This is a genomic window from Streptomyces sp. NPDC052773, from assembly GCF_044547145.1.
Classification (GTDB): domain Bacteria; phylum Actinomycetota; class Actinomycetes; order Streptomycetales; family Streptomycetaceae; genus Streptomyces.
In genome coordinates this window covers 893,132-915,643 of the sequence record NZ_JBITZX010000001.1, presented here as the reverse complement: position 1 = coordinate 915,643, position 22,512 = coordinate 893,132, and the positions used below count along the sequence as shown (strand labels likewise).

The following is a 22,512-nucleotide window of genomic DNA, read 5'->3' as shown; positions in this document are numbered from 1 at the left end:
GAAACCAGTCTTCCATTTCCCGGAGCACCGCTGTACGGGACCGGTGCGTTCCGGGCTGCTTCATCGACCACGTGCTGTCCCGGCCGCGTCGCCCTACTTCTGCGAATCGGTTGACGGTTACAGCAAAGCGCTGCTGGAATCACTCTGCGTATAGCAAACAGGGTGAGTTTGGAGTCACATGGCGGCCCTCGACAACGTGAAGCTCAAGGATGTTCTGGCGGATGTCGCCTCGGGCTCCTTACAACTGCCCGACTTCCAGCGGAACTGGAAGTGGGACGACGACCGGATCCGGGCGATCATCGCGACGGTGACACTGGACTACCCGCTCGGTGTGGTGATGACGTTGCAGACCGGCGGCGCCACCCGGTTCCGCTCCCGGACCCTCACCGGCGCGCGGCCGGACGGCGATCCGGAGCCCGATCTCCTGCTGCTCGACGGGCAGCAGCGCCTCACGTCCCTCTTCCAGGCCCTGTGGCTGGACGCCCCGGTGGAGACCGCGGACGCCCGGGGCAAGCCCATCCAGCGGTGGTACTACGTCGACATCGCCAAGGCCGTAGGCCCGTCCGCCGACCGCGACGAGGCCATCGTGTCCGTCCCTGCCGACAAGGTGCTCCGGACGGACTTCAACCGCACCGTGGTGCTGGACCTGAGCACCACCGAGGCCGAGTGCACGGCCGGCCTCTTCCCTCTGCACTTCGTCTTCGACGCCCAGCGCGTGAACGAGTGGAAGAAGGCGTACATCAAGGCGGACGAGGACCGGAACTGGGACCTGTGGGGCCAGTTCGACGAGGCGGTCCTCCAGCAGGTCCGCGCCTTCCAGGTCCCGATGATCCGGCTGGCCGCCTCCACCTCCATGGACGCCGTCTGCGCGGTGTTCGAGCGGGTCAACACGGGCGGCGTACCCCTGAACGTCTTCGAACTGCTCACCGCGACCTACGCCGGGGACCGCGACCACGTCGAGCGGACCGGGGACTACTACCAGCTTCCCGAGGTCTGGCGGGAGATCAAGCAGGGACTGGCGAGCAAGTACCCGGTCTTCGGCCGTCTGGAGAGCGGTCTTGAGAACGGGCTGAGCAGCATCGACTTCCTGCAGGCCATCGCGCTGGTGCGCACCTGGGAGCGCAAGCAGGCGGGCCTCGGGGCCACGGTGTCCTGCAAGCGCCGCGACCTGCTGGACCTCCCCCTGGCCGACTTCGTCCGCCTGGCGCCCAAGCTCGCCGACGCCTTCGCGTGGGTGGGCGACTTCCTGGAGCGGCAGTGCATCGTCCGCCCGGCGGACCTGCCGTACAAGACGCAGCTGGTCCCGCTCGCGGCCGTCCGCGCCATCCTCGAGACGGCGATGGACGGTCTGGGGGCGGAGGAGAAGATCGAGCAGTGGTACTGGTGCGGGGTGCTCGGTGAGATGTACGGCGGTTCCACGGAGACGCGCTTCACCCGGGACGTCGAGCAGCTCGTCCCCTGGATCGTGCAGGATGAGAAGGCGCCCGAAACGGTCACGGAGGCCTTCTTCTTCGCCGACCGTCTCGACACCCTCACCACCCGCAACAGCGCCGCCTACAAGGGCATCTACGCCCTGCTGATCAAGCAGGGGGCGGTCGACTGGCACTACACGGGCGCCCCACTCAGTCCCGGCCGGCTGGACGAGTACGGGGTCGACGTCCGGCAGATCTTCCCCAAGACGTGGTTCCGGCGGGGCAACAGCAACGGTCTGCCCACGAGTTCGATCGTGAACAAGACTCCCTTGTCCTACCGTGCCGCGATGGACATGACGGGGGCGCCGTCGTCGTACCTGTCCACGATGATCGCCGCGTCCGACATGCGTCCCGAGTGGTTCGACGACGTCCTGTCCACCCACCTGATCGATCCGGACGCGTTGCGCGAGAACGACTACGAGCGCTTCTACCGCGACCGCTCCAAGCAGTTGCAGGACCTTGTGCACTCCGCCATGGGCAAGAAGACGATGCTCCGTGACCTGCCGGAGGACGACGCCCGATGACGACCAGGCCGGACGAGCGGGACGTCGCCTCGCTCAAGGGCAGGACCGTGTCAGTGCAGGAGATCCTCGACCTGTTCCAGGTCAGGGTCCGTGACCACCGGACGGTGCACCTCATCTCGCAGGCGCTGACGGACGCCGGGCTGACCACGCTGCCGGACTTCGCCGTCTGCGGTCTGCGCAGCAACGTCGACGTCGTGTCGCTGACGTCCGTTTCCGCGCAGGGCACGCCCGCCGACGTGGACGACGAGGCCGACGCGGCGGAGGAGGCGCTGCCTTCGCACGCCCTGCCGCAGCGGCTGCTGCTCGGCGACATTCCGTCGGCGCGGCGCGGCGTGGTGTCCGTGGGTCCCGGCACGCCCCTGTCCCAGACCACTTTCCTCATGCGTACGAAGGGGCTCTCCCAGGTGCCGGTGACCACCGGTATGGCGCAGGTCCACGGGGTCGTCACCTGGGGGTCCGTGGCCAAGATGTACGAGGCGGGGAAGCCGGCCACGCTGGACAACGCGATGGAGAAGGACTCGCTGCCCGTCGCCGACGCTCGCCAGGAGTTCTTCACCGCCCTCCCGGTCATCCGCGAGCACGGCTACCTGCTCGTTCGCGGCGACGACGGCTGCCTGTCGGGCATCGTCACCGCCGCGGACGTCACGGAACGCTTCGAGGGGGCAGCGCGTCCCTTCTTCATCGTGGGCGAGATCGAGTCGCTGCTGCGTCGCTGCCTGGGCGCGGCACTGGACACTGAGGCCATCAAGGCGGTCCAGACGAACAGGAAGCCGGAGCACCGCACCGGTCAGGTGTCGGACCTGATGTTCGGCGACTACCTGAGACTCCTGGACGGCAACCAGACGAAGCCGTCCCTCGCCGAACGGGCCGACCGCAACTGGGAAGCGCTGAAGTGGCCCAACATGCCGCGGGAGCAGTTCGTCGGTCTGCTGAAGCGGGTGAAGGACATCCGCAACCGGATCGCCCACTTCGACGAGAAGCCGCTTCCGCAGGAGATGATCGACGAGCTGACCACCTTCGCGAAGGTGCTGCGGGCGTTCGCGTCGTGAGACTGACGCCAGCGCGGACCGGCGGTCACTGCAGCGACGACATCCAGCCAGCCAACCCAACTTTTTCGGTTGTCAGGGCAGTTGATGAAGTGATAGGCATCGTAGGTCCGATGCCTACCTTTCTCCGGAGGGCTCATTGACTCGCTCTTCACGCGCATACCAATCAGCAACCGGCTGGTTGCGGGCTCCGTAGAGCTCGTATGCGCATCGCTGGGAAGGGCTGCTCATCTCGGTGAGTCGCGCCCTCTTCCCGCAAGCGAGCCGACAAGTCAATGGAGGAACGGTGTCGACCAACTCGACCCATCAGGCGTGCCACCACCCGGCGCGCGACATCACCATCGTCGCTCTCGTCTCCGGTGTGGTCTCTCTCGGCACTGCCGTCACGACGATGGCGTTCGATGTCAGCCCGTTGGCGACTCTCACGAGTAGTGGTGGCGCGTTCATCGCCGTCCTCAGCGCGGGGATGAACGTGCTCAACCACGTGAAGCGCGACGTGTAGCGCTTTCAGGGGCGGTCTGCTTCCGGCAGACCGCCCCCTGTCTGTCAGCCCGCTGCGAGGCCGAACTGCTCGCGCAGCAGCGCCTCGTGGAGCCGTAGGGTGCGGCCGTCCGGCAGAGTTTCCAAGACCTGTACACCGTCGTAGTTGAGCAGTTGCCGCAGGACGGCGGCGAAGCCGTCGCCTCGGGTGACGGGCATGCCGGCGCGTTGGGCGAGCGCGGTCACGGGCAAGGTGCCTCCCGCTTCCAACAAGGCGGCGAGGGCCTTGTGGACCTGCTCCTGCTGAGGCTTGCGGGCCAGACCGCCGAGCTGTCCCTGGTACGTCTCCGAGTCGAGCAGCGCTGTCACGAGCGCCTCGGTCCGGGAGACGAGGGTCGGGGTGAGAAGGGCGTCGTCTCCCCCGGTGGTCAGCCCCACGTCGAAGAGCGCCTCGTGCGTGCGCGCGAGTTCCGCCTGCTTCTTCTGGGACTTCCCCGTCGGTTTCTTCGGCACAGAAGGGGTCGCCCCAACCACCAGCTGAGCGGTGCGCTCACTCGGCAGCGGCGCCCTCCCGACCTCCTCCGGAGCCCACCAGACCGGCCGCTGGTCCCCCAACTCCCGCCACCCCTTCGGCGGTTCCGCCCCGAACGGCAGGAAGGCGAGCACCGGGATGGTGAACTCGGCAAGGGAGGCCCCGCCGTGGTAGCCGGCCTTGAGGGCGGTGTAGCGGGAGTCGGCGTCCCACAGTGCCACGATGGACGCGCCGGGCTCGGGCCACACCACGCGCGGCCCGGAGAGGGCGATCTCCCGGTCGGCGAGCGGCCCGTCGCCGGGCAGGCGGTGCCGGGCGGACGCGGGCTCGGTGGCGGTGTCGACCTTCGTACCGTGCCGGTCGACGACGTGGCCGTGGTCGCTGGTGAGGATGACGGCCATGCCCTGGGCCGCCGCCACGCGCAGCAGGTCACGCAGGCCGGGGATGTCGTCGACCCGCCAGGCCCCGTCGCCGAGCTTCTGTTCCTTGGCGAGGCGGTCGTCGATGGCGTTGAGGACGACGGCGACATGCGTCCGGCCGTCGGTGAGCGCTTCCGTGAGGGCCGGGCCGAAGGTGTCGCCCGCGGTCTCGGTGCGCAGGTCGTCCTTGTGGAAGACGGCCGCCGGGGCGCCACCCCACAGCTTCAGCATGGGGAAGAGCCGCTTCTCGTCGGCCTGGGTGCCTTTCATCAGCGTGCCCGCGAACAATGAGGTCCGGGACACGGCCGTCAGGGTGGGCAGTGCGGCGGCCATCGCCCGACGCTGCGGAGCGTCCTCGGGCAGCGGGTCGAACTCCGCCCAGGAGGCGCGCAGTTCCTCGCCGAGTTCGTTCGCTATGGCCGCGCTCATGCCGTCGAGCACGAGCAGCAGCACCCGCCGTTCCTCGCCGCGTCGCACGACCGGGCCGACGACGCGGTCGAGGAAGGTCTCGACGGTGAGCATGCTGCCGGGCTGGGTGCCGGCCTGTGTCCAGGCGGCCAGAGAGCGCGCGAAGAAGGCGTCGATCTGCCGCCGCCGGTCCCGGACGCGTGTGCCGAGGGTGTCGTAGGCGGCCTTGAGGACGGGGTCCGGGTCGCCGCCGGCCTCGATGTGTTCCAGGGCGAGGTCGACCCAGCCGGTCTCGGTGACGTGCCGTTGTATGGCGTCGGCCACCGTAGGGCTCTCGGCAGGCGGCTCGGTCAGCAGCCAGCGAGCGAGGCGCTGCCCCATGCGGGCGCGTTCGATACGGGCGGACTCCTCCGGCTCGGCGGCGAGACGGTGGTCCTCCAGGCGCCGGACGGCTTCCGCCACCATGGCGCTGTCGCCCGCCGCGAGCGCCCGTCCGACAGCCGTGAACCGGGCCTCGAGTCCGCCACGCAGGACGGGGCTCGCCGCGACGGCCTGCTCCGCGCCGAACTGGCGTGCCAGCGCGGCCGCCCGGTCGAGCACGGTGCCGGAGGTCCGGCGTGCCTCGCGGGCCTGATCCGCGTCGCCGCCGCTGCGGTGTCCGGCCGCGAGCAGCGTCGTCACGTACTCCTCGGCGGCCCGTCCGAAGACGGCCACCAGGGCGTCGAGCTGTTCACCGACCGCCGGGGGCTGCTCGCCGAAGTAGCGTTCGGCGCGCCCCCGAGCCTGGTACGTCTCGGGGGCGGGCTCGGCGTGCTGCCACAGTGCCGCACACACAAGTCCGAAGGCGGCGGCGTCCGCGCCGCGTTCGGCGTCGACGAGGGCGAGCAGGGCCCGACCTGCGAGGCCGGCCTGGTCCTCCTCGCCGAGGAAGGCGGTCAGCCCGGCGCGCTCCGGGCCGCGCAGCCCGAGGAGACGCTCCGGAGCGCCAGGGCGGGTCGACCAGTGCAGCAGGGTCTGGGCGTCGAGCCGGTCGTCGCCGGGGCGTCGCGTACCGCCCTCGGTGTCGTAGCGGCCAAGGCGCAAACGGCGCTGGGCGAGCGCGGTGAGGGCGTACTGGCGGGACAGCCAACCGCCGGGCACGGGCGGCCAGCCGCCGGGCGGGGTGGCGTCGAGGAGGGCTTCGGCGGCCCAGTTGACGTCCTTGAGGCGCGGGTCGATCTGCCGGGCGCCGAACGCCTCCCGTACGACGTCCCAGCTGTCGACCGTATCGATGCGCAGTTTGTGGACGCGGGCGAGGATCGCCGGGTCGAGTTCGTGCTGCTCGCGGTCGGTGAGGACGACCAGCACGGCGGGGCCGGGGCGGCGGCCCGCCAGGTGGTCGAGGACGAGTTCGTGGACGGCGAGCGGTGAGGGCGCCACCGCGACACCGGCCGTCCGCCCCTCCGCCCAGACGGGTTCCGCGGGGCCGTCCCACTGGGGCGCTGACCGCAGCAGCACGACCCGGCGCCTGCCCCCGCCGTCCCTGGTCAGGGAAGGGGCGAGGGAGAACTGCGAGGACAGGTACTGGGTGACGGTCGCGGTGTTCAGCCGGACGGCGCCCGGGGTGACAGCGACGGTGTCCGTCATTCGACGACCTTCCAGGTGATCTCGATGGTCGCCTCGGGGTGGCGGGTGGCCAGTTCGGCCAGCTCCGCCTGCAGGTCGGCGGCGGCCCGTGCCGCGGTCGTACGGCGGCCACCGGACGTCCGCGCGGTGCCGCTGCCCGCGGAGGAGGCCGGAGTGGGTGTCTCCTGCGGGGTGTAGGGGATGCGCGGGTCGCTGGTCGGCGTGTCCAGGGACAGGTCGCCCGCCGTGGGCTGAGGTGCGACGGGAGCGGGCGGCGGAGTCGCGGCGGCCTGGCTGCGCTTCACCAGGGCGACGACCTCGCGCTGGGTGCGGGTCAGGGCGTCCCGCAGATCCGCGGTGCGCTGGTCGTCGCGGGCCACGTTGCGCAGCGAGTCGAGCAGCGCCTCACCCTCGGGGCCGAGTCCGGCGGCGAGTTCGAGGGTGCTCCAGGGCGCGGAGGCGACGGCCTCCGCGACGCTGCGGGCCTGCTTGATGGAGGTGCCGTACCGGTCGGCGCTGGTTTCGCCCAGGTCGAAGGAGGCGAGGGCCTCCACGGTCTTCTTCGCCCCGGCCGCGCCCTTGCCGGCCTCCGCCGTGAGCGCGTCCAGCAGTTGCAGGGAGCGGCGGGCGAGGGCGAGCCGTCCGGTGTCGGCGGTCTGGTCGAGGCCGAGGAAGGAGGCGTGGGCCTCCAGCTGGTGCACCAGGTCGGCCGCGTGGTCCCGCTGGGCGCGGGCCGCGTCGATGATCTGGCGGGCGAACTGGTTGACCATGCGTCCGCGCCGCAGGGCGGGCGCCTTCTGCCCGAAGATCGTCTCGAAGCGCTGCCGTGCGGTGTCCCAGTCGGACTCGGCGGGCAGCGGCTGGCTGCGCAGGGCGTCGTGGTCCTTGATCGCGGACAGTTCGGGCGCGGGGTCGAGTACGGTGCCGCCGCGCACCCACACCCGGTCGTCCGTCTCGGCGAAGGCGGCGACGACCAGCCGGGCGAGGAAGTCGGGCAGGCCGCGCGGCTCGGGCTTGTCGGTCCAGTCGGTCAGGGTGATCAGGGACAGATCCCCGGTGACACCCTGGGCACTGGCGAGCTGGCGGAAGTGGTCGGCCCAGTAGCGGGACAGCTCGAAGTACGCCTCCTTCTGCTGCCCGAGACGCAGCGGCCCGGCGATCCGCTGCATGAGCTTGCGGTCGGCGGCCGGGACTTCCACCCGCCCGTCGCGCGCCTCGGCGGCGGCCCGGACGTGGGTGAACACCTTCTTGGTGTCGGCTGGCTTGACCGCGGATCCGGTGCCGTCGGGATCCAGGTCGGGATGCGCCGGGTACTGGTGGGCGAGCAGCTTGCCCGCGATGTGCCGGATGCCGTCGTGCAGGCTCTGCCCGAAGGACAGGGTGAGGCCGTCCACGTCGGGCAGCGCGACGAGGTGGTCGTCGAAGTCGGGCACGACGTCGGCGGCCTGCTTCTGGGCGAGCCCGTACGCCTGCTTGAAGGCACCCTTGACCTGCTTGAGCAGCGCCTCGCGCTGGGTTTCCAGCAGCCCCTTGGCGCGGCTGCGGTTGTCGGCGTTGAGGTGGCCGGCGTACTGGGTGTCGAAACGGTGCTCGTCGGCGAGGGCCTTGTCGATGACGACGAGGCGCCGGAAGTCGGCGAAGCGCTGCGCGGACAGATGGGCGGGCAGCCATGCGACGGTGCGGGACCGCTCACCCTGCTGCCGCTCACGCAACCGCCGGATGCGGTTGACGTCCTCGACGGGCCCCCACTCACCCTCGTCGAACGGAAGGTCTATGGCGATCCGCCAACGCCCCTCCTCCTGCGGCATCAGGTCGTGGTCGGGCAGCTCGTCCTCGTCGGCGACGTTCCCGAAGACGATCTCGGCGGTGCGGGCGGTACCACGCCAGGTGAAGCTGAGCTGGTCGCTCAACTGGCCGTGCTCCACGCCCAGTTCCTCGGAGAGCAAACGGCGGGCGAGCGCGACGCGGTTTCCGGGGTTGTCGTTGACCTGGGCGTTGGCGATGACGGAGTCCACGTCGACGCCGGACAGCTCCAGCCGTACGCCGGGGTTGGCGTCGGTGCCGGTCTCCTTGATCTCGGGGAACCGGGCCGCCCACTCGGCGACCTTGTTCTTGATGATGCCGACCTCGGCCCCCGGGATGGGCGCGAGAACCGACCCGTGGTTGAGCGCGCCGAGCCGCCGGATGGTCAGCTCGGACAGGGCGGGCACGCTGGGTGCGAGCGCGGACAGCAGCAGCGTGCAGACGAGCCGGTTGTCGCCGACGAACATGCGGCAGCGGTTGGCGCGCTGGGGGTCGGTGATGGCGTCCGGCCGGTTGAGGTACTGCTCGACATCGTCCTCGGTGATGTCGTACGAGCTGAGCAGGTACGGCCGCAGCTTGGTCTTGTACAGCTTGTCTGCGGCCTCGAAGACGACCTTCAGGCTGTCGGTGAACGGCTTGTCGCCGCCCTCCGCGATCACCGGGTAGAGGTCGCCGACGGGGATGAGCTGCCCGAGGCGGATCTCGTTGCGGTGGTCGGCGAGGAGCTGGCCCATCAGCTTCAGACCGGTACGGGAGCGCTGCAGCGCGGACGAGATGTGGACGAGGGTGTCCATGAACGCCGGCGAGAAGGGGTACGTCAGCCGGAACGACTCGGCGTCGGCGCCGGTGGTGCCCTTCTCGGAGCCGAGGAGGGTGTCCCAGACCTGGGAGCCGACCCGCTTGGTCTGCTCGAAGGCCGCGTCGACGAGCCGTTCCGCCTCGGCGTCCTTGGGCTTGAGGAGGCGGGCGTGGGCGATCTGCGGGAGGTTGCGGTCCTCCAGGGTGATCTTGTCGAACCGCCCGGAGGCCAGGTTCAGCGTGTCCTGGATGGACGACTCGGCCGCGCCGGACACCTCCTCGCCGACCAGCTCGCGCAGGTCGCGCTGGCGGGCGATGAACGACACGACGGGGATGGCACGGCGGGCGTCACCGCCCTCCACGAAGTTCGTGATCTTGCTGGCCTCGCGGGCCACGAACTTCTGGTCGTGGATGAGGGTGGCGAGCCAGAGGATCAGCTCGTCCATGAACAGGATGAGCCCGTCGTAGCCGAGCGACTTGGCGTGCTCGGCGATGACGGACAGACCGGCGTCCAGGGAGATGAAGCCGTGCTCGTCCTCGGCGGCGTTCTTGGCGAAGCCGGGGAGGAGATTGGTGCTGGCGTCGTTGACCAGCTTGGCGCGCAGCTCGGCCGGGGTGGAGGGGTTGCGGAGGTTGAGCGGGGTGCCCGCCTCGTGGTTCTCCTCGGCTGCCAGCGCGGTGTCGAGGAGTTGCGGGGTCCAGGTGAAGCCCTCGCCCCACTCGTCCTCGTCATCGTCGTCCACGCCGGTGCCGAGCCCCCGGATGACGGCCTCGTCGCCCATGTTGGCGCGCATGGCGCGGATGTCGGCGAAGAGGGAGTCGGTCCGGTAGACCTGCGGGGTCGGGGCGTCCGGGTGCAGCTTCTTGACGTGGTGCACGTACCCGCCGAGCACGCGCTGTTCGAGGGCCTTCGCACCGAGCATGTGGTACGGCACGAGCAGGAACTTCTTGCCGTCCGTGGTGAGCCACTCGTGCTTGGTCAGTACCGGATCGAACTCGGTACGGGCGCGTGCTGTCGGGTGGCCGCTGAGGAGCGCGTACAGCACGGCCATGAAGTGCGACTTACCGGAACCGAACGAGCCGTGGAGGTAGGCCGCCTTGGAGCGGTGCCCGTCCAGCGCGGACTTGATCAGGGCCAGGGCCTCGTCGAAGTTGTCCAGCAGCCGCTCGGTGACGACGTAGTCCTTGAGCGCGTGCTCGGCGCCCTCGGGGGTCGTCGCCTCGGCAAGGGACAGCACGAAGTCCGAGGTGGAGATGGACTCCTTGATGTCGATGACATCGCGGAGCAGGGGCGGCTGCTGGGCCATTACAGGTCACGCTCTCCATCTGGTGGCCTCCGCCACCGCTCGTCCTTGGTCGTGCGGGATGTCCGCTGCCGGTTCGGCCGGCCGACGACAGCGAAGCCGACCGACCACAGCGACGGCGGGCCGCTGCCCACCCGCGCGGGAGCGTCCGGCCGCCGGGCAGGCGCTTGCTCCCCCTTGCGCTGTATACCCGCCTTCATACCGATCGATCAACCGGCGACGTTGTCCCCACAGCCCACCGGAAACAGATCAGGACCGTCAGCGACATCCCGCTCCGCGACTGGTACGACAAAGTCGTACCAATGCCGTACCATTTTCCAGTACCACCAAGAGAGGGGTGCCGCAGATGACCATAAGTGCCAGCGAGGCCCGCAGGGATCTCTTCCCGCTCATCAAGCGCGTCAATGACGACCACACCCCCGTGCGTATCAGTTCCAAGAGCGGCGACGCTGTTCTGATGTCCGCTGAGGACTACGACTCCTGGCAGGAGACCGTTTACCTGCTGCGCTCCCCCGCCAACGCGCGCACCCTCATGGAAGCCGTCGCGCGCGACAGGGCCGGCGAGGCCGTGGTCACCAAGAGCATGGCAGAGCTGGAAGAGCTGGCGGGTGACGGGTGAGAAGCGTCCACTTCGACCCGGCCGGCTGGGAGGACTTCCTGTTCTGGCTCGGCTCGGACCGTGCCATGGCCCGCAGGATCACACGCCTGATCGCCGAGATTCAGCGCACCCCCTTCACCGGCATCGGCAAGCCGGAGCCCCTGAAGGGCGACCTGTCCGGCTACTGGTCACGCCGGATCGACGACGAGCACCGGCTCGTCTACCGGGTGGACGAGAAGGAAGTCAAGATCCTCAAGGCCCGCTACCACTACTGAGGCCACCGCTCGCCCCCGCGCCGAATCCCCGCCCCGCATTGCGCTGGGCGACTGCGGCGCGCGCGACGCGCTCGGTGCGTCGCGGAGGCAGCGGCTTCCGCGGTGTCGGCCGCCCCCTCGACTTGCCTGGTTCGGCAGGCGCGAGAGCCGCCGGGCTGGTTGAGTGACACCTTCAGCCGATACGTGACGACTCGGGGGGAGTCCGAGGCATGACCACAGATGCCCACGACACACCGGATCAGGAAGCAGCAGTACGTGGGCAGCGAGTCCTCGACCTCCTGGACAAGGCGATCGACCTCCAGACCCCACTGGTACGCAAGAACATCGCCCGAGCCCGCCAGCGGAACCCCGAAGCGACACCGGCACAGGTGATCCGCAATCTGGAGCGGATGTACGTCAGCGCCCTGACCGGGACGGGTGCCGCGGTGGGAGGAACCGCAGCGGCGCCCGGCGTCGGCACGGGCCTCGCACTGGCGCTGTCGGCGGGCGAGACTCTCTCGTCGCTTGAGCTGAGTGCCCTCTTCGCGCTTTCGGTCGCCGAGGTCCACGCAGTCCCCATCGACGAGGTCGAGCGCCGTCGGACGATCGTGATGGGAGTCATGCTCGGCGGGAGCGGCTCCGCCACCATCACCAAGGTCGCCGAGCGCACGGGTCAACACTGGGGACGCCAGGTCGTCGCCAAGGTGCCGGTCGAGACACTGCGCCAGATCAACAAGATCCTGGGGAAGAACTTCATCACGAAGTACGGGACCAAGCAGGGAATCATCGTGCTCGGCCGAGTGGCACCGTTCGGTATCGGCGCCGTGATCGGTGGTGGCGCCAACGCCGCCCTCGCCACTCTGGCGGTGAGGGCCGCTCGCCGCGCGTTCGGCCCGGCCCCGACGTCATGGCAGGGGCCGGCGCACGACATGCCGCTGCCCGAGGGCGAGCAGTACTGATCGTCGGTGCGCTGACGGGCGGGCTCCGACTCGCCCCGAGGGTTCTACGGCCGCGTTCGGCGCCCCGCTCCGGGGTTGGAGCGGGGCGCCGACGGGTGACGGGACCGCGCGCGGAGCCGCCCGCCGATCAGGGCACGGATGAAGCCGGCCTATCCGTCCGGGCGCGGTGCAGAGGCGGGTCCGTCTTGCCCACCGAGGGCTCAGCCGCTGTCAGAGTGCCGCGAACTCGATGAACGCCGTCCAGGCCGGGGGTTCTACGGCCAGTGCGGGACGGGTTGTGTCCTTCGAGTCACGGACGTGGACCCTGTCGGGGCGGGCGGCGACCTCGACGCATTCGCCGCCTTCCTCGCTGCTGTAGCTGCTCCTGCGCCATTCCAACTGATCTATGGGCGGCTGATGTACGTGCGCGTTCATGGCTCTCCCAGTAGCTTCTCTACATACGCCAATGATTCACGAGGGGTCAGGGCCTGGGCCCGGATGATTCCGTACTTGGCCTCCAGCGCACGGACGGTTCCCGCTCCGTCTGCAGGCGGCTCACGTTCTGTACCTCGGCGTACGCGATCCTCCGTCCTTCCTTCGTCTCGATCAAGGTGAAGGGACCAGCCATGCCAGCGTTCTCCTCACGGTCGAGCGGCATCACCTGGATCTCGATGTTCCGCCGCTCTCCCATCAGGAGGAGGTGCTCAAGCTGGCCACGCAGGACGCCTCGGCCTCCAATGGGACGCCTCAGCACGGCCTCATCGATGACAAAGCTGGCGAGCGGGGCATCACGGCTGGGCAAGATCCCCTGCCGGGCCAGGCGTGCGCCCACTCGCTGTTCGATCAGTTCGTCATCCATGGGTGGCCGCATCATCATGAAGATGGCCCGCGCATACTCCTCCGTCTGCAGGAGTCCGGGCACCGCCTGGTTCGCGTACACATGCAGTTCGACGGCCTCCGCCTCCAACCGCGCCGCGTCCCGGAAGAACGCCGGATACTGAGCCCGAGCCACCTCCTCCTTGCTCGCGCTCAACACCCCACCCGCGCCCAGCACTTCATCGGCGCGATCGATGAACTTCGGCGGCGGGATGCGTCTCCCCTGCTCGAACGACGCGATCGTCGAGGCCGAGTACCCGGTCAGCGAACCGAGCTTCGCCCGGTCCATCCCCGCTCGCTCCCGGAACAACTTCAACTGTCGCCCGAAGACGCACAGCATGCCCGTCCCGACCTCGTACTCCGGCTGCTGAACCTCGTCGTCCACGCCGCAGCTCCTCCCGTACGACCATCACGGTCACCCGCCCCGCCGCCCAACGCACGGCCCGGAAGCCGGTCACGCCCGACACCTCGTACAAGCGCACCGCCGACGTGTACAGCCCGCACCCGTCAGCGCATCACTCCTGTTCAACGCTACGCAGAGTCCGCGACCGTTGACCGCATGAAGTCAGCAACTCCCCCGAACGGGCATATGCCACAGCACCGCGCACCCGAACGCGAGTTCACCATGCGCTTCACCTCAACGCCACGCGGTGCCCGCCTCGCCCGCCGACTCGTCTCGCACCGCCTGAACGACTGGGGCCACCCCTACACGACCCCGACCAACGAGACGCTGACCCTCATCACGGCCGAACTCACCGCCAACGCCGTCCGCCACGGCCACGTGCCAGGCCGGGACTTTCATCTCCAACTCACCCTGACCGAGAGCACCTTCCGCATCGAGGTGACCGACACCCGCACCGAGAAGTGGCCCCCCTCTACTCTCCCGGCCCCCGACTCCGCATCCGAGTCCGGCCGGGGGCTGCTCCTCGTCGCCGCCCTCGCGGACGACTGGGGCGTCACCCCACGCCCGGCCGCCCCCGGCAAGACCGTCTGGGCCGAGCTGCGCGCACCAGCATCGGCGTATGGGCGCGACACCGAGTCGTTTCCGGCTACTTCTTCACTGCGGCCCGACGGCCTCGGGTTGCGGCCGGGGGACGCCAGTTGCGGAGGTCGTCGTCGGTGAGTCCGTGCTCGCCCTGCATCTGCTGGCGGTAACCGGCGAAGAAGTCCGCCGGCGAGCCGCTGTAGAGAATGTCGAACTCGTTGTGCCACTGGTACAGCCACGGCTGCAGTTCCAGCAGGCCGGCGAGGAACGGCGTGATCTCCTCGGTGGACAGCGCGGTGTTGGTGAAGTAGGTGGCGAGGGCCTGCGCCTGTTCCCGGTGGTCCCAGCCGGCCCACCCGTACAGCTCGGGGGTGGCGGCGTTGGTCTGCCCGTAGGAGATGAACCGCTCCTTGGGCACGTCGAGCTTGCCGCGCGCCCTCCAGTAGGAGGGGCGGAGGAAATCGGCCGAGGTGTACTTCGGCGGTACGGGGATGGAGTCCCGGATCTTCCGCTTGGCCTGCTCGTCGGGCGCGGCGTCCTCCTTGCGCTGGAGGTCCCACACCTCTTCCCAGTCCGCGCGCTTCTTGAGGCCGGAGGGCTTGTAGCGCAGGGAGGAGAGGAACGGCACGTGCTCGTCAGTGATCAACTCTGCGACGACCTTCGCCAGTTCCTTGCGGGGCGCGTAGAGCTTGGCGACGGAGACGAAGTCCTCGTCGCGTGAGAGGGCATCGGTGAGGCGGGCCAGGGTGAGGATCGTGGGCTGACCGTTCTCGTCGAACCAGTGGTCCCGGTTCTCCATCCGGTCGAGCAGCCAGGAGCGCAGGGCCTTCTCCTGAAGGGCGTCCCAACCCTCAGTGGCCCAACGGCGCTTGTACTCGGGTCGCTCAAGCATACCGATGGCACGGTTCGACTCGATGGCGTCGATCCGCTTCTGAACGATTTCGCGGTAAGGGGCGGGCCAGTGGGCGGGGATCTCCGTGATGGGGGTGGAGCCGTGCCGCTTGAACCACTCGTCGCTGGCCTCGCCTGCGGCGACGCGGCGGGCCAGGACGATTTCAAAAGCGCGCTCGCCGAGGGCAAGTTCGGGGATGTTGGGATCGTCGGGGTCCTCGGAGACACGGAGGTCTTCGGAGTGGAGGTTGTAAAGGGAGTAGACCTGCCAGTCGAGCTCCTCTTGAAGGGCGATCATTCGGACGCGAGTGAACTCCCACTTCTTGCGTGCCTCACGGAGCTCGGCGCTCGTAGGCGTGGCATCAGCATCGGCTACACCGAAGGGTCTACTCGCACTGAGCTGCTGGGCCAGACTGTCGAGCGCCGTAGCGAGCGCAGCAGGATAGCTAGCAGGGAGAGGAAAATTATGCAGTTTACTTCCCGTGAATTCGTAGAACTGCTCCCACAACTCAATTTTAATGCCGGATTGATGTCCTTCAGTCCCCTTACTATGGCTCATCATCTTAAGCCAGAAAGCAGCAGTAGAGCTATTCAATAGCCCGAGAAGGCGGCAATATTCCTCCTCCCCAGCATCAGGCGCAAGCTTCACGAGAGGAGCAGACTGCTTAAAAATCTTCCCTCCTCGATCGAGCGCAAAATGATTTACCGTCGAAACAAAGCCAAAACAGATCGAGAGTGTCGTCCGCAGCTTATCTCGATATAGCTCACCGTATTCGTACCATGTAACGCCGGGCAAGCTTTCAATGTATTTACCGAAACGCTTACGGCGCTGCAATACTCGGCGACTAGGCCACAAGGCTCGCATTGTGCCAGGAATATCAGCCGGGTCGAGCGCACGAAGCTGGACATCATACGGCCAAATAGTGGCAATTTGCGGTTCGACGACGAAGTCACGAATCGCATCCCCGGTCACCATGGGAATGACCTGCTCAACGCTACGACGTCGGGCGGATGACGCACTGGGGAAGAAGAATGCGTCATCCTCGGCGGTAATACCACCGAACCCGACATCCAGCGCCAAATCCTGACGCAAACGGCGCGCTTTGGACATGTCGATCTGCTCGACTAGCTCGAGGCCACCATCGGTAAGGATCCACGGCTGCCTACCAAAGTAACGCTCACGGTCAAGGTCGTCCACCGATACCCACTTACTCACCGTTCCCGGCTGGTCAATCTGCCGAACGATGGCCCGCCAGACGTGGCCTTGCTCTGGCTCATCCGGCACAGCTGGCTCCCCCTGCACACTACGCACAGTGCGGATGGCGCCCGACCTCATCACGCCGCCGCGCCTGTTGCCAATCAGGATCACTGTGGGTGTGCCGTGCCCCGGAATGAACGCTCCCGAGGTATCGATCACTTCTGTAAGCTCTACTTCATGCCGGAAGTAAGTTTCGATCAGTTTGGCGCCGAACTCCCGCTTCATGAAAGAATTGGCAGTAATCTGCGCAACCATTCCATAGCCGCGCCCTTGGGGATCTCCCAGCCTGGCAAGCTCGAAGAACCGCTGGGCAAAGGGAACCGACAACGCGTACTTGCCAGCGCAAGTCTTGTAAAGCTCCCTATAAAGGGCATTCAGGTTTTTGTCTTTGACCGTGATGTACGGCGGATTGCCGACCACTACGTGGTAGCGCCCTTGCTGCAAGATCCCAGGGTGCTCATGGAGGTCCTCCGTCGAGTACACAAACTCCGCTAGTTCGTCCTCGCCATGAAGGTCGTCGAAAAGTCCTAGCTGCCGGGCTTTAATGAGTGAGTCCCCCACCGCCAAGTGGATAGGCCACTCAAACAGCACAGCCTCTGTCAGCGTCCGCACACCACTCGCCGCCATCGCCGCAACCAGCAACCGGAACCGCGCAATAGCCACCGCGAACGGGTTGATGTCCACCCCGTGCACCGAGTCCAGCGCAGCCCGCACCCGCTCGTGGACGTCCTTCCCCGGCTGGCCCTCAGCCCACAGCCGCACCAGCCTCCGAAATGCCCCCAACACAAAGTGCCCCGACCCACACGTAGGGTCGATCATCTTCAGTTCCTCGTACCCGAACTCTCGCACCGCCGGGTTCATCGTCCGGTCGAGGATGAACTCCTCAACAAACTCCGGCGTCTGAAGCAGCGCATACGTCTTCCGCGCGGCCTCGCTCAGGTCCTGGTACAGGTCCCCCAGGAACCGCGTGTCCCACCCCTCCGTGCCGTCCTCGTTCAGCGGGTCCGTGAAGTCGTGGACGAGGACGCCCGCCTCGTCCCTCCCCCGCCAGAACTCGACCAGCTCCCGCGCACCGTCGTGCGAAAGCGGAATCTGGTACAGCGGGTTGTGGCGCTTGTCAAAAAGGAGCCGTCCCGCCTGCCCCTGCCCCAGCTCGTCGAACGCCTTCTCCAGCCACCCCCGGTACGTCGGATCCTCGTCCGACTCCACATACGCGTCGTACCGAGCCTCCGCCAGCTCCCGCCGGTCACCGTCCGGCCCCGTCAGGTACGGCTCCGGGATCAGGCGGTTGTCCTCGCAGAACCGCACGAACACGGTGCCCAGCACCCACGCCACCGCGACCTGCGTGACTCGCTCGTCCAGCCACGAGTTCCACGTCGCCGCCGTACGGCCGAGCTTGCGCGCCTGGTCGTACTCGGACCTGAGCCGCGCACCGACCTCCCCGAGCGCCTTAACCTGTCGCCCGAGGTCGGCCTCGACCGCCTTGACCTGCTGCTTCAGGTCGTTCAACAGAGCCTTGCGGTCGATCACTTCGCGTCTCCCTCGACACCACTGGCACTAGCCACAACCTCGCCGGACCCACGATGGGCGTTGCCCACCCACGTGTCCGGAAGCTGGATCCACTCCCCCAGGCCGGCCTGGTACGGCACGGCCACCTGCCCGAGCCGGGGCTCGCGCGAGGGGTCGGCCTGCGGAACCAGGAGCCACAGCCCCCGCCCGCCCCGCCGGGCCGCCGACGCCAGCCGGTCCAGGACGCCCATCGCGTCGTACCGCGCGAACACCCCGGCCTCCGTCAGCAGCACAGGCCCGGCGCCGCCACCGTCACCCAGCAGCTCCACGATCCGGGGCTCCACCGCGCCCCACGCCGTCCGCGCGTACTCCGCGAACCGCACCGCACCCTTCGACCCCGGCTCGGCAGCGTCGGCCTTGAGCAACGTCTCCCACGTGGGCTTGGTGCCCGGCGTCACCTGCGCGTGCAGGGCCTCCAGGAACAGCTCGGTTACCGACACCGCTTCCGCGCCCAGCCGCTCGGCGCCCAGTTCCCGCACCGCGTCCCGCACCAGCTGCTGCCGTACGGTCAGCACCCGGTATCCGTCCCGGCGGGCCGACGCGAGCAGCCGTTCCTCCGCGCGCACCGCGCCCGCGAGCTGCGGATCGTCCGCGTACCGTGTCACCGCACCCGCACGCGTGGACTGCCGCCACGCGCCCGTCGTGAGGTAGCTGGACGCGTCGTCGACCCGCGTCGGCAGGTAGCGCAGCGTGCCCGTGTCCTCGCGGGTGCTGAGCGACAGCTCGAAGCCGGCGTCGCGCAGTGCCTTGGTCAGCGGGCCGCCCGTCGGCAGTTCGTGGGTGGCGCCACCCCGCCCGTCCGGGACGACCAGCTCGGGGAAGCGAGCACGCACCCGCTCGTGCACGTCCTCGCCGGTCAGGCCGGGCTGCCGGCCCTCCGGTACCCCCGGGATCCAGCGCACCAAGCCGGCCTGCGTGAGGCGCAACGCCCGTACCAGCGACAGGTCACGTGGATAGATCTCCAGGCGCGGGGTGGCGGCGGCGTTCACCGACGCCGCAGCAGCCAGCTCCACCATGCGCCGCTCGTCCCAGTCGACCGCGCCCGGCGGCACCGTCAGGGCGCCCAGCTCCGCCAGCACAGTCGCGGCCGTCGGCAGGGTGTCCAGCTTGGCGAGCCGGTCGGCCGTACGGCCCAGGCGGGTCGCGTAGTCCAGCAGGCCGGGCGCGGTCGGGGTGTCCGGGGCGTCGTTCTCGCGCACGTCGAGGGCGAGCAGGCCCGCGCCCAACGACTCGTCCGTCGCCTTGCGGTTCGCCTGGTGCTGGAACTCGGCCTCCTGCGGCACCAGTTGCTCGACCTCGACCACAGCCCGTACAGCCGCCAGCGCCATCGCACGCCGCTGCTCACGCCCGGCGAGATGCGTTCCTCTCCGCACAGCGAGCGCGTCGGCTATCTCCACCGCCGAAGCGACGCGCCCCATGCTCACCAGCAGGTCGATGATCTCCTCGCGCAGCGCCTGGACGGCGGGCTCCGCCTTCCAGCGCTTGCGCTCCTCCTTGAGCATCTGCGGGATACGGCCGTGGCTCAGGCCGAGCGCGTCCGCGACGTCCTTCTGCTTCGGCCAGACCCCGATGTCGGGGAGCACGCCGTGCTCGTCCGGCAGGCGCAGCAACAGCCGTACCATCTCGGCCTTGTTGCGGTTGGAGCCGTTGTTGTTGACGGCGGGAACGAAGACGGTGGCGAGGGTGTCGAGGCTGACCGAGCGCAGCGTACGGGGCGGCAGCGCGCCCGCCGACTCGCCCGCCGCAAGCTTGCCGACCAGAGCCGACTCAGCGGCCGTGAGCTGCTCCAGCTCCTCCTTGGCCTCCGCACGCCCCTTCGGCGTCAGCGGCGAGACGGGGATCTCACGCAGCCGCTCGCCCCACTCGCGCTGCCGCTGCTGGACCTCGTTGCGTGTCTTGGCACCGAGCCCGGGAGCGTTGACCAGCTTGCGGCGGCTGTAGTCGAGGAGTTCGCCGACCGTCGCGATGCCCAGGCCGTACAGGAACGACTGGGCGGCCGGCGTAAGGCCGGACACGGTCAGCGGGGTGTCCCGGGTGACCTCGGCGGCGAGCCGGTCGCGCTGCTGCTCGGCGGTCTCCGGCTCGGCGTCCGCGATCCCCGCGGCGGCGCCCTGTGCGGGCGTCCCCTCTGCCGTGGTCGCGGGGGCCGGGTGGCGGCTGCGGTGGCTCGACGGGACGGTCTGCGACGCGTCGAGGAAGACCTTGCGCCACGCGTCCCGCATCGGCTTGAGCTCGGGGAACCGCTTGCTGGCATCCCGGTGCAGGGCCTTCTGGAAGAAGGCGACAAGGCCGTCCCGTACGGCCGGGTCGAAGGCCTCGGCCGCGATGGTCGGGTACGGCCACTCCTTCGGGTCGGTCATGCGGGGCAGGACGCTGCCGTCACCCCACTTGGGCAGCTCGCCGGAGGCCATCTGGTGCAGGGTGACGGCGACGGCGTACCGCTCGGCGTGCGAGTCGTACGAGCCGCGCGTGATGACGTCGATGAAGGGGTCGAGGTAGCCCTCGGTTCCGGCGTCCGTGTTCTTCGCCGGGTAGCCGGCGAGCGAGAAGTCGATGAGGACGAGCTCGCGGGTGCGGTTGGGGCGGATGCGGATGGCGATGTTGTCCGGCTTGATGTCGCGGTGCCAGACGCCCTCGCCCTCGAGGAAGTCGACGGCGCCGAAGAGGTAGTCGCCGTACGCCTCGAGCTGGTCGACCTGGAGGCGGCCGTTCTCACGGAGCTGGCGGGCGACAGTCTCCTCTCGGCGACGCGGGCGGCTCCCCCCCTCGGCGCCCTGGCCGTTCTGGCCGCTGTCGTCGCGCTCGTCACCGACGTACTCCAACACCAGGACCGTACGGCCGCCGATGTGCAACGGCTCGGGCTCGACGAGGCGGATGATGCCGGAGTGGGGGCGCAGGCGGCCCATGGCCTCGGCCTCGCGGGCCAGGATCTCGCCTCGGCTGTCGGAGAGGGCGACCTTCAGCACGGCCAGGGGCCGGGTCTTGCGGGCCTCGTGCTCCAGGTCGCGGACGAGGAAGGCGCGGCTGGTGGAGCCGGTGCCGAGGCGGCGGCGGATCTCCCACCGTCCGGCCAGCACGTCACCAGCGACGGCCTCCAGCGGGTCCTTGTCGGCGGAAGTTCCGTCCTCCTCGCCGGTCCCCTCCGTAGCGGTGGCCGCCGCGGCCGGGGCGGTCAGGGAGTCCTCGACCACCTCCAGCAGCTCCAGGAACTCGTCCACGCTGGACAGGCGCTGGCCGGGCCGGTAGGCGGTGGCGGCCTGCACCAGGTCGTCCACGTCCTCCGACAGCCCGTCCACCAGGGAGCTGGGGCGCAGGCCCTCGCCCGCCTCCAGGCGGGCCAGCAGCTCGGCCTGGCTGGCGGCCGGGGCCTTGCCGGTGACCAGCAGGTAGGTGAGGACGCCGAGCCCGTACACGTCGAGGTAGACCGGGTCGGGGTTGAGGGCGGTGAGTTCGGGGGCGAGGTAGGCGTCGGCGTCGTCGGCCAGGTGCATGGCGGACAGCGCGGTCGGCGCGAACCGGGTCATGCCCTGGCCCTGGGAGGAGTCGCCGCTGCGCTGGGTGGCGATCTGCCAGTCGGAGATCTGAAGCTGCGGGGTGAGCCAGGCGGCCTCCTCCCCGACGGCCCGGCCCTTGCGGCCGCGCGGCCTGGGGACGACATGCACGGAGCGGGCTGCGAGCGCGCGGTGGTGGATGCGGCTGGCGTGCGCGGAGCGCATCGTCTCGGCGAGCTGGCGGACCAGCGCCATCCGGCCGAGGATGTCCAGCTTCTCGCCGTACTGGACCAGGTACTCGTCCAGCTTCAGCGTGTCCGGGTGGTAGTCGAAGATCAGCGCGGGGCCGGCTGCGTGGCCCGAGGGAAAGTACTGCTTGAGCTGGACGACGCCCGGGTGCTTGAACCGGCCCAGCACCGCGGCCTCGCGCCGGGCGGCGTTCTCGACGGACTGCCTCAGCGAAGCGTCCGAGCCGCGCTCGCTGAGGTAGATGCGGACGCGGGCGGCCTCGGGCAGGTCGCTGTGGCGGGCCAGGTAGTCCGCCCAGGTGGGCCCGGAGTCGAAGGACTTCCGCTCCAGCTCGTACGGGCCGACCTTGTACTGCGCGTCGCTCTTGCGGATGCCGATGCTCTTCAGCGCCGCCGCGATCTCGCGCGAGCCGATGGCGGTGATGCGGCGCCGCTCGTCGCGCGGGGGCTGCTTGAGCATCTCGACCAGCTCCGTGACGGTGTACACGCCGTTCTGGTCGTGGGCGGGCAGCCGTACGCGGAGGCTGTTGTCGGTGAAGCAGACGGCCTCGGCGACCCAGACCCGCTTGGCGCCGGTCTGCGCGAGCAGGCCGGCCAGTTCCTTGGCCTTGCGGTTGACCAGGTGCAGCGGGTTGCCGTGCGTACGGCGGTGGCCACCGGGCGTGGTCTGCACCCAGGTGCCGTTCTCGGAGGTGACCGAGCCGTGCCAGTCCTTCAGCTCGATCATGCAGAGGCCGCCGGGGGCGACGACGAGCAGGTCGACCTCGCGGACGTGGCCGGTGTTCGCGGTGAAGGTGAAGTTGGACCAAGCGCGCCATGGGTCGGAGTCCGGCAGCTTTTCCCGGATCGCCTCCAGGCCGCGGCGTTCGTGATCGAACTCGGACTCGGTGACCGTGACCCACCGGCCTTCCCGCATGCCTGTTCCCCGCTCCTCGTGTCCCGCCAGGATCGCCGTTCCCCATGGTCAGCCCAGGGTGCAGATCCTAGTCCCTGCCTGTGACATGAGAAGGGGT

General features: G+C 69.1%; 12 protein-coding genes and 1 pseudogene. 7 read left to right on the top strand and 6 right to left on the bottom strand.

The features are described 5' to 3' along the window. Positions 1–178: 178 nt before the first annotated feature. The 3 genes from ACIG0D_RS04235 to ACIG0D_RS04225 all read left to right on the top strand — a co-directional run bounded on the left by ACIG0D_RS04235 (position 179) and on the right by ACIG0D_RS04225 (position 3,544). Positions 179–1,996: a DUF262 domain-containing protein gene (locus tag ACIG0D_RS04235; protein ID WP_399796132.1), complete on the top strand. Its 1,818-nt coding sequence runs from the start codon at positions 179–181 to the stop codon at positions 1,994–1,996. Continuing rightward, positions 1,993–3,045 carry a CBS domain-containing protein gene (locus tag ACIG0D_RS04230; RefSeq protein WP_399796130.1) on the top strand — a complete coding sequence of 351 codons (1,053 nt, stop codon included), beginning with the start codon at positions 1,993–1,995 and terminating at the stop codon, positions 3,043–3,045. Before ACIG0D_RS04235 ends, ACIG0D_RS04230 begins: the two co-directional genes overlap by 4 nt. Before the next feature lie 283 nt (positions 3,046–3,328). Then, positions 3,329–3,544 (top strand): hypothetical protein, encoded by a 216-nt coding sequence (locus ACIG0D_RS04225; protein WP_399796128.1) that lies wholly within the window; start codon positions 3,329–3,331, stop codon positions 3,542–3,544. A 44-nt stretch (positions 3,545–3,588) separates the two neighbouring features. Here ACIG0D_RS04225 and pglZ read toward each other — a convergent pair whose 3' ends face one another. Next, a complete protein-coding gene (gene pglZ / locus ACIG0D_RS04220; RefSeq protein ID WP_399796126.1) occupies positions 3,589–6,507 on the bottom strand; it encodes a BREX-2 system phosphatase PglZ in 2,919 nt (972 codons plus the stop codon). Further along, positions 6,504–10,394, bottom strand: a complete 3,891-nt coding sequence (locus ACIG0D_RS04215) for a phage resistance protein (RefSeq protein WP_399796124.1) — start codon at positions 10,392–10,394, stop codon at positions 6,504–6,506. Before ACIG0D_RS04215 ends, pglZ begins: the two co-directional genes overlap by 4 nt. A 343-nt stretch (positions 10,395–10,737) precedes the next feature. Between ACIG0D_RS04215 and ACIG0D_RS04210 the strand changes: the two genes are divergently transcribed. From ACIG0D_RS04210 to ACIG0D_RS04200, 3 genes are all read left to right on the top strand, one after another. Next, positions 10,738–11,010: a type II toxin-antitoxin system Phd/YefM family antitoxin gene (locus tag ACIG0D_RS04210; protein ID WP_399796122.1), complete on the top strand. Its 273-nt coding sequence runs from the start codon at positions 10,738–10,740 to the stop codon at positions 11,008–11,010. Then, positions 11,007–11,264 carry a Txe/YoeB family addiction module toxin gene (locus ACIG0D_RS04205; protein ID WP_055511941.1) on the top strand — a complete coding sequence of 86 codons (258 nt, stop codon included), beginning with the start codon at positions 11,007–11,009 and terminating at the stop codon, positions 11,262–11,264. Before ACIG0D_RS04210 ends, ACIG0D_RS04205 begins: the two co-directional genes overlap by 4 nt. Positions 11,265–11,473: 209 nt before the next feature. Then, positions 11,474–12,202, top strand: a complete 729-nt coding sequence (locus ACIG0D_RS04200) for a hypothetical protein (RefSeq protein WP_399796120.1) — start codon at positions 11,474–11,476, stop codon at positions 12,200–12,202. Positions 12,203–12,412: 210 nt separating this feature from the next. Here the strand turns inward: ACIG0D_RS04200 and ACIG0D_RS04195 are convergent, their stop codons facing one another. Next, entirely contained in the window at positions 12,413–12,616 is a 204-nt protein-coding gene (locus ACIG0D_RS04195) for a DUF397 domain-containing protein (RefSeq protein ID WP_399796118.1), read from the bottom strand. After that, positions 12,613–13,442 (bottom strand): annotated as a pseudogene (locus ACIG0D_RS04190) (helix-turn-helix domain-containing protein). Before ACIG0D_RS04190 ends, ACIG0D_RS04195 begins: the two are co-directional and overlap by 4 nt. A 204-nt stretch (positions 13,443–13,646) precedes the next feature. Between ACIG0D_RS04190 and ACIG0D_RS04185 the strand changes: the two are divergent. Then, on the top strand, positions 13,647–14,180 hold the full coding sequence (locus ACIG0D_RS04185; RefSeq protein WP_399796355.1) for an ATP-binding protein: 534 nt from the start codon (positions 13,647–13,649) through the stop codon (positions 14,178–14,180). On the opposite strand, the gene pglX is transcribed toward ACIG0D_RS04185, so the two are convergent. Together pglX and pglW are read right to left on the bottom strand one after the other, a co-directional pair. Next, the gene (gene pglX, locus ACIG0D_RS04180) at positions 14,107–17,721 is read right to left on the bottom strand and encodes a BREX-2 system adenine-specific DNA-methyltransferase PglX (RefSeq protein WP_399796116.1); all 3,615 of its coding nucleotides are present in this window, start codon (positions 17,719–17,721) and stop codon (positions 14,107–14,109) included. The genes ACIG0D_RS04185 and pglX overlap by 74 nt on opposite strands. Next, positions 17,718–22,415 carry a BREX system serine/threonine kinase PglW gene (gene pglW / locus ACIG0D_RS04175; protein WP_399796115.1) on the bottom strand — a complete coding sequence of 1,566 codons (4,698 nt, stop codon included), beginning with the start codon at positions 22,413–22,415 and terminating at the stop codon, positions 17,718–17,720. Before pglW ends, pglX begins: the two co-directional genes overlap by 4 nt. Positions 22,416–22,512 lie beyond the last annotated feature (97 nt).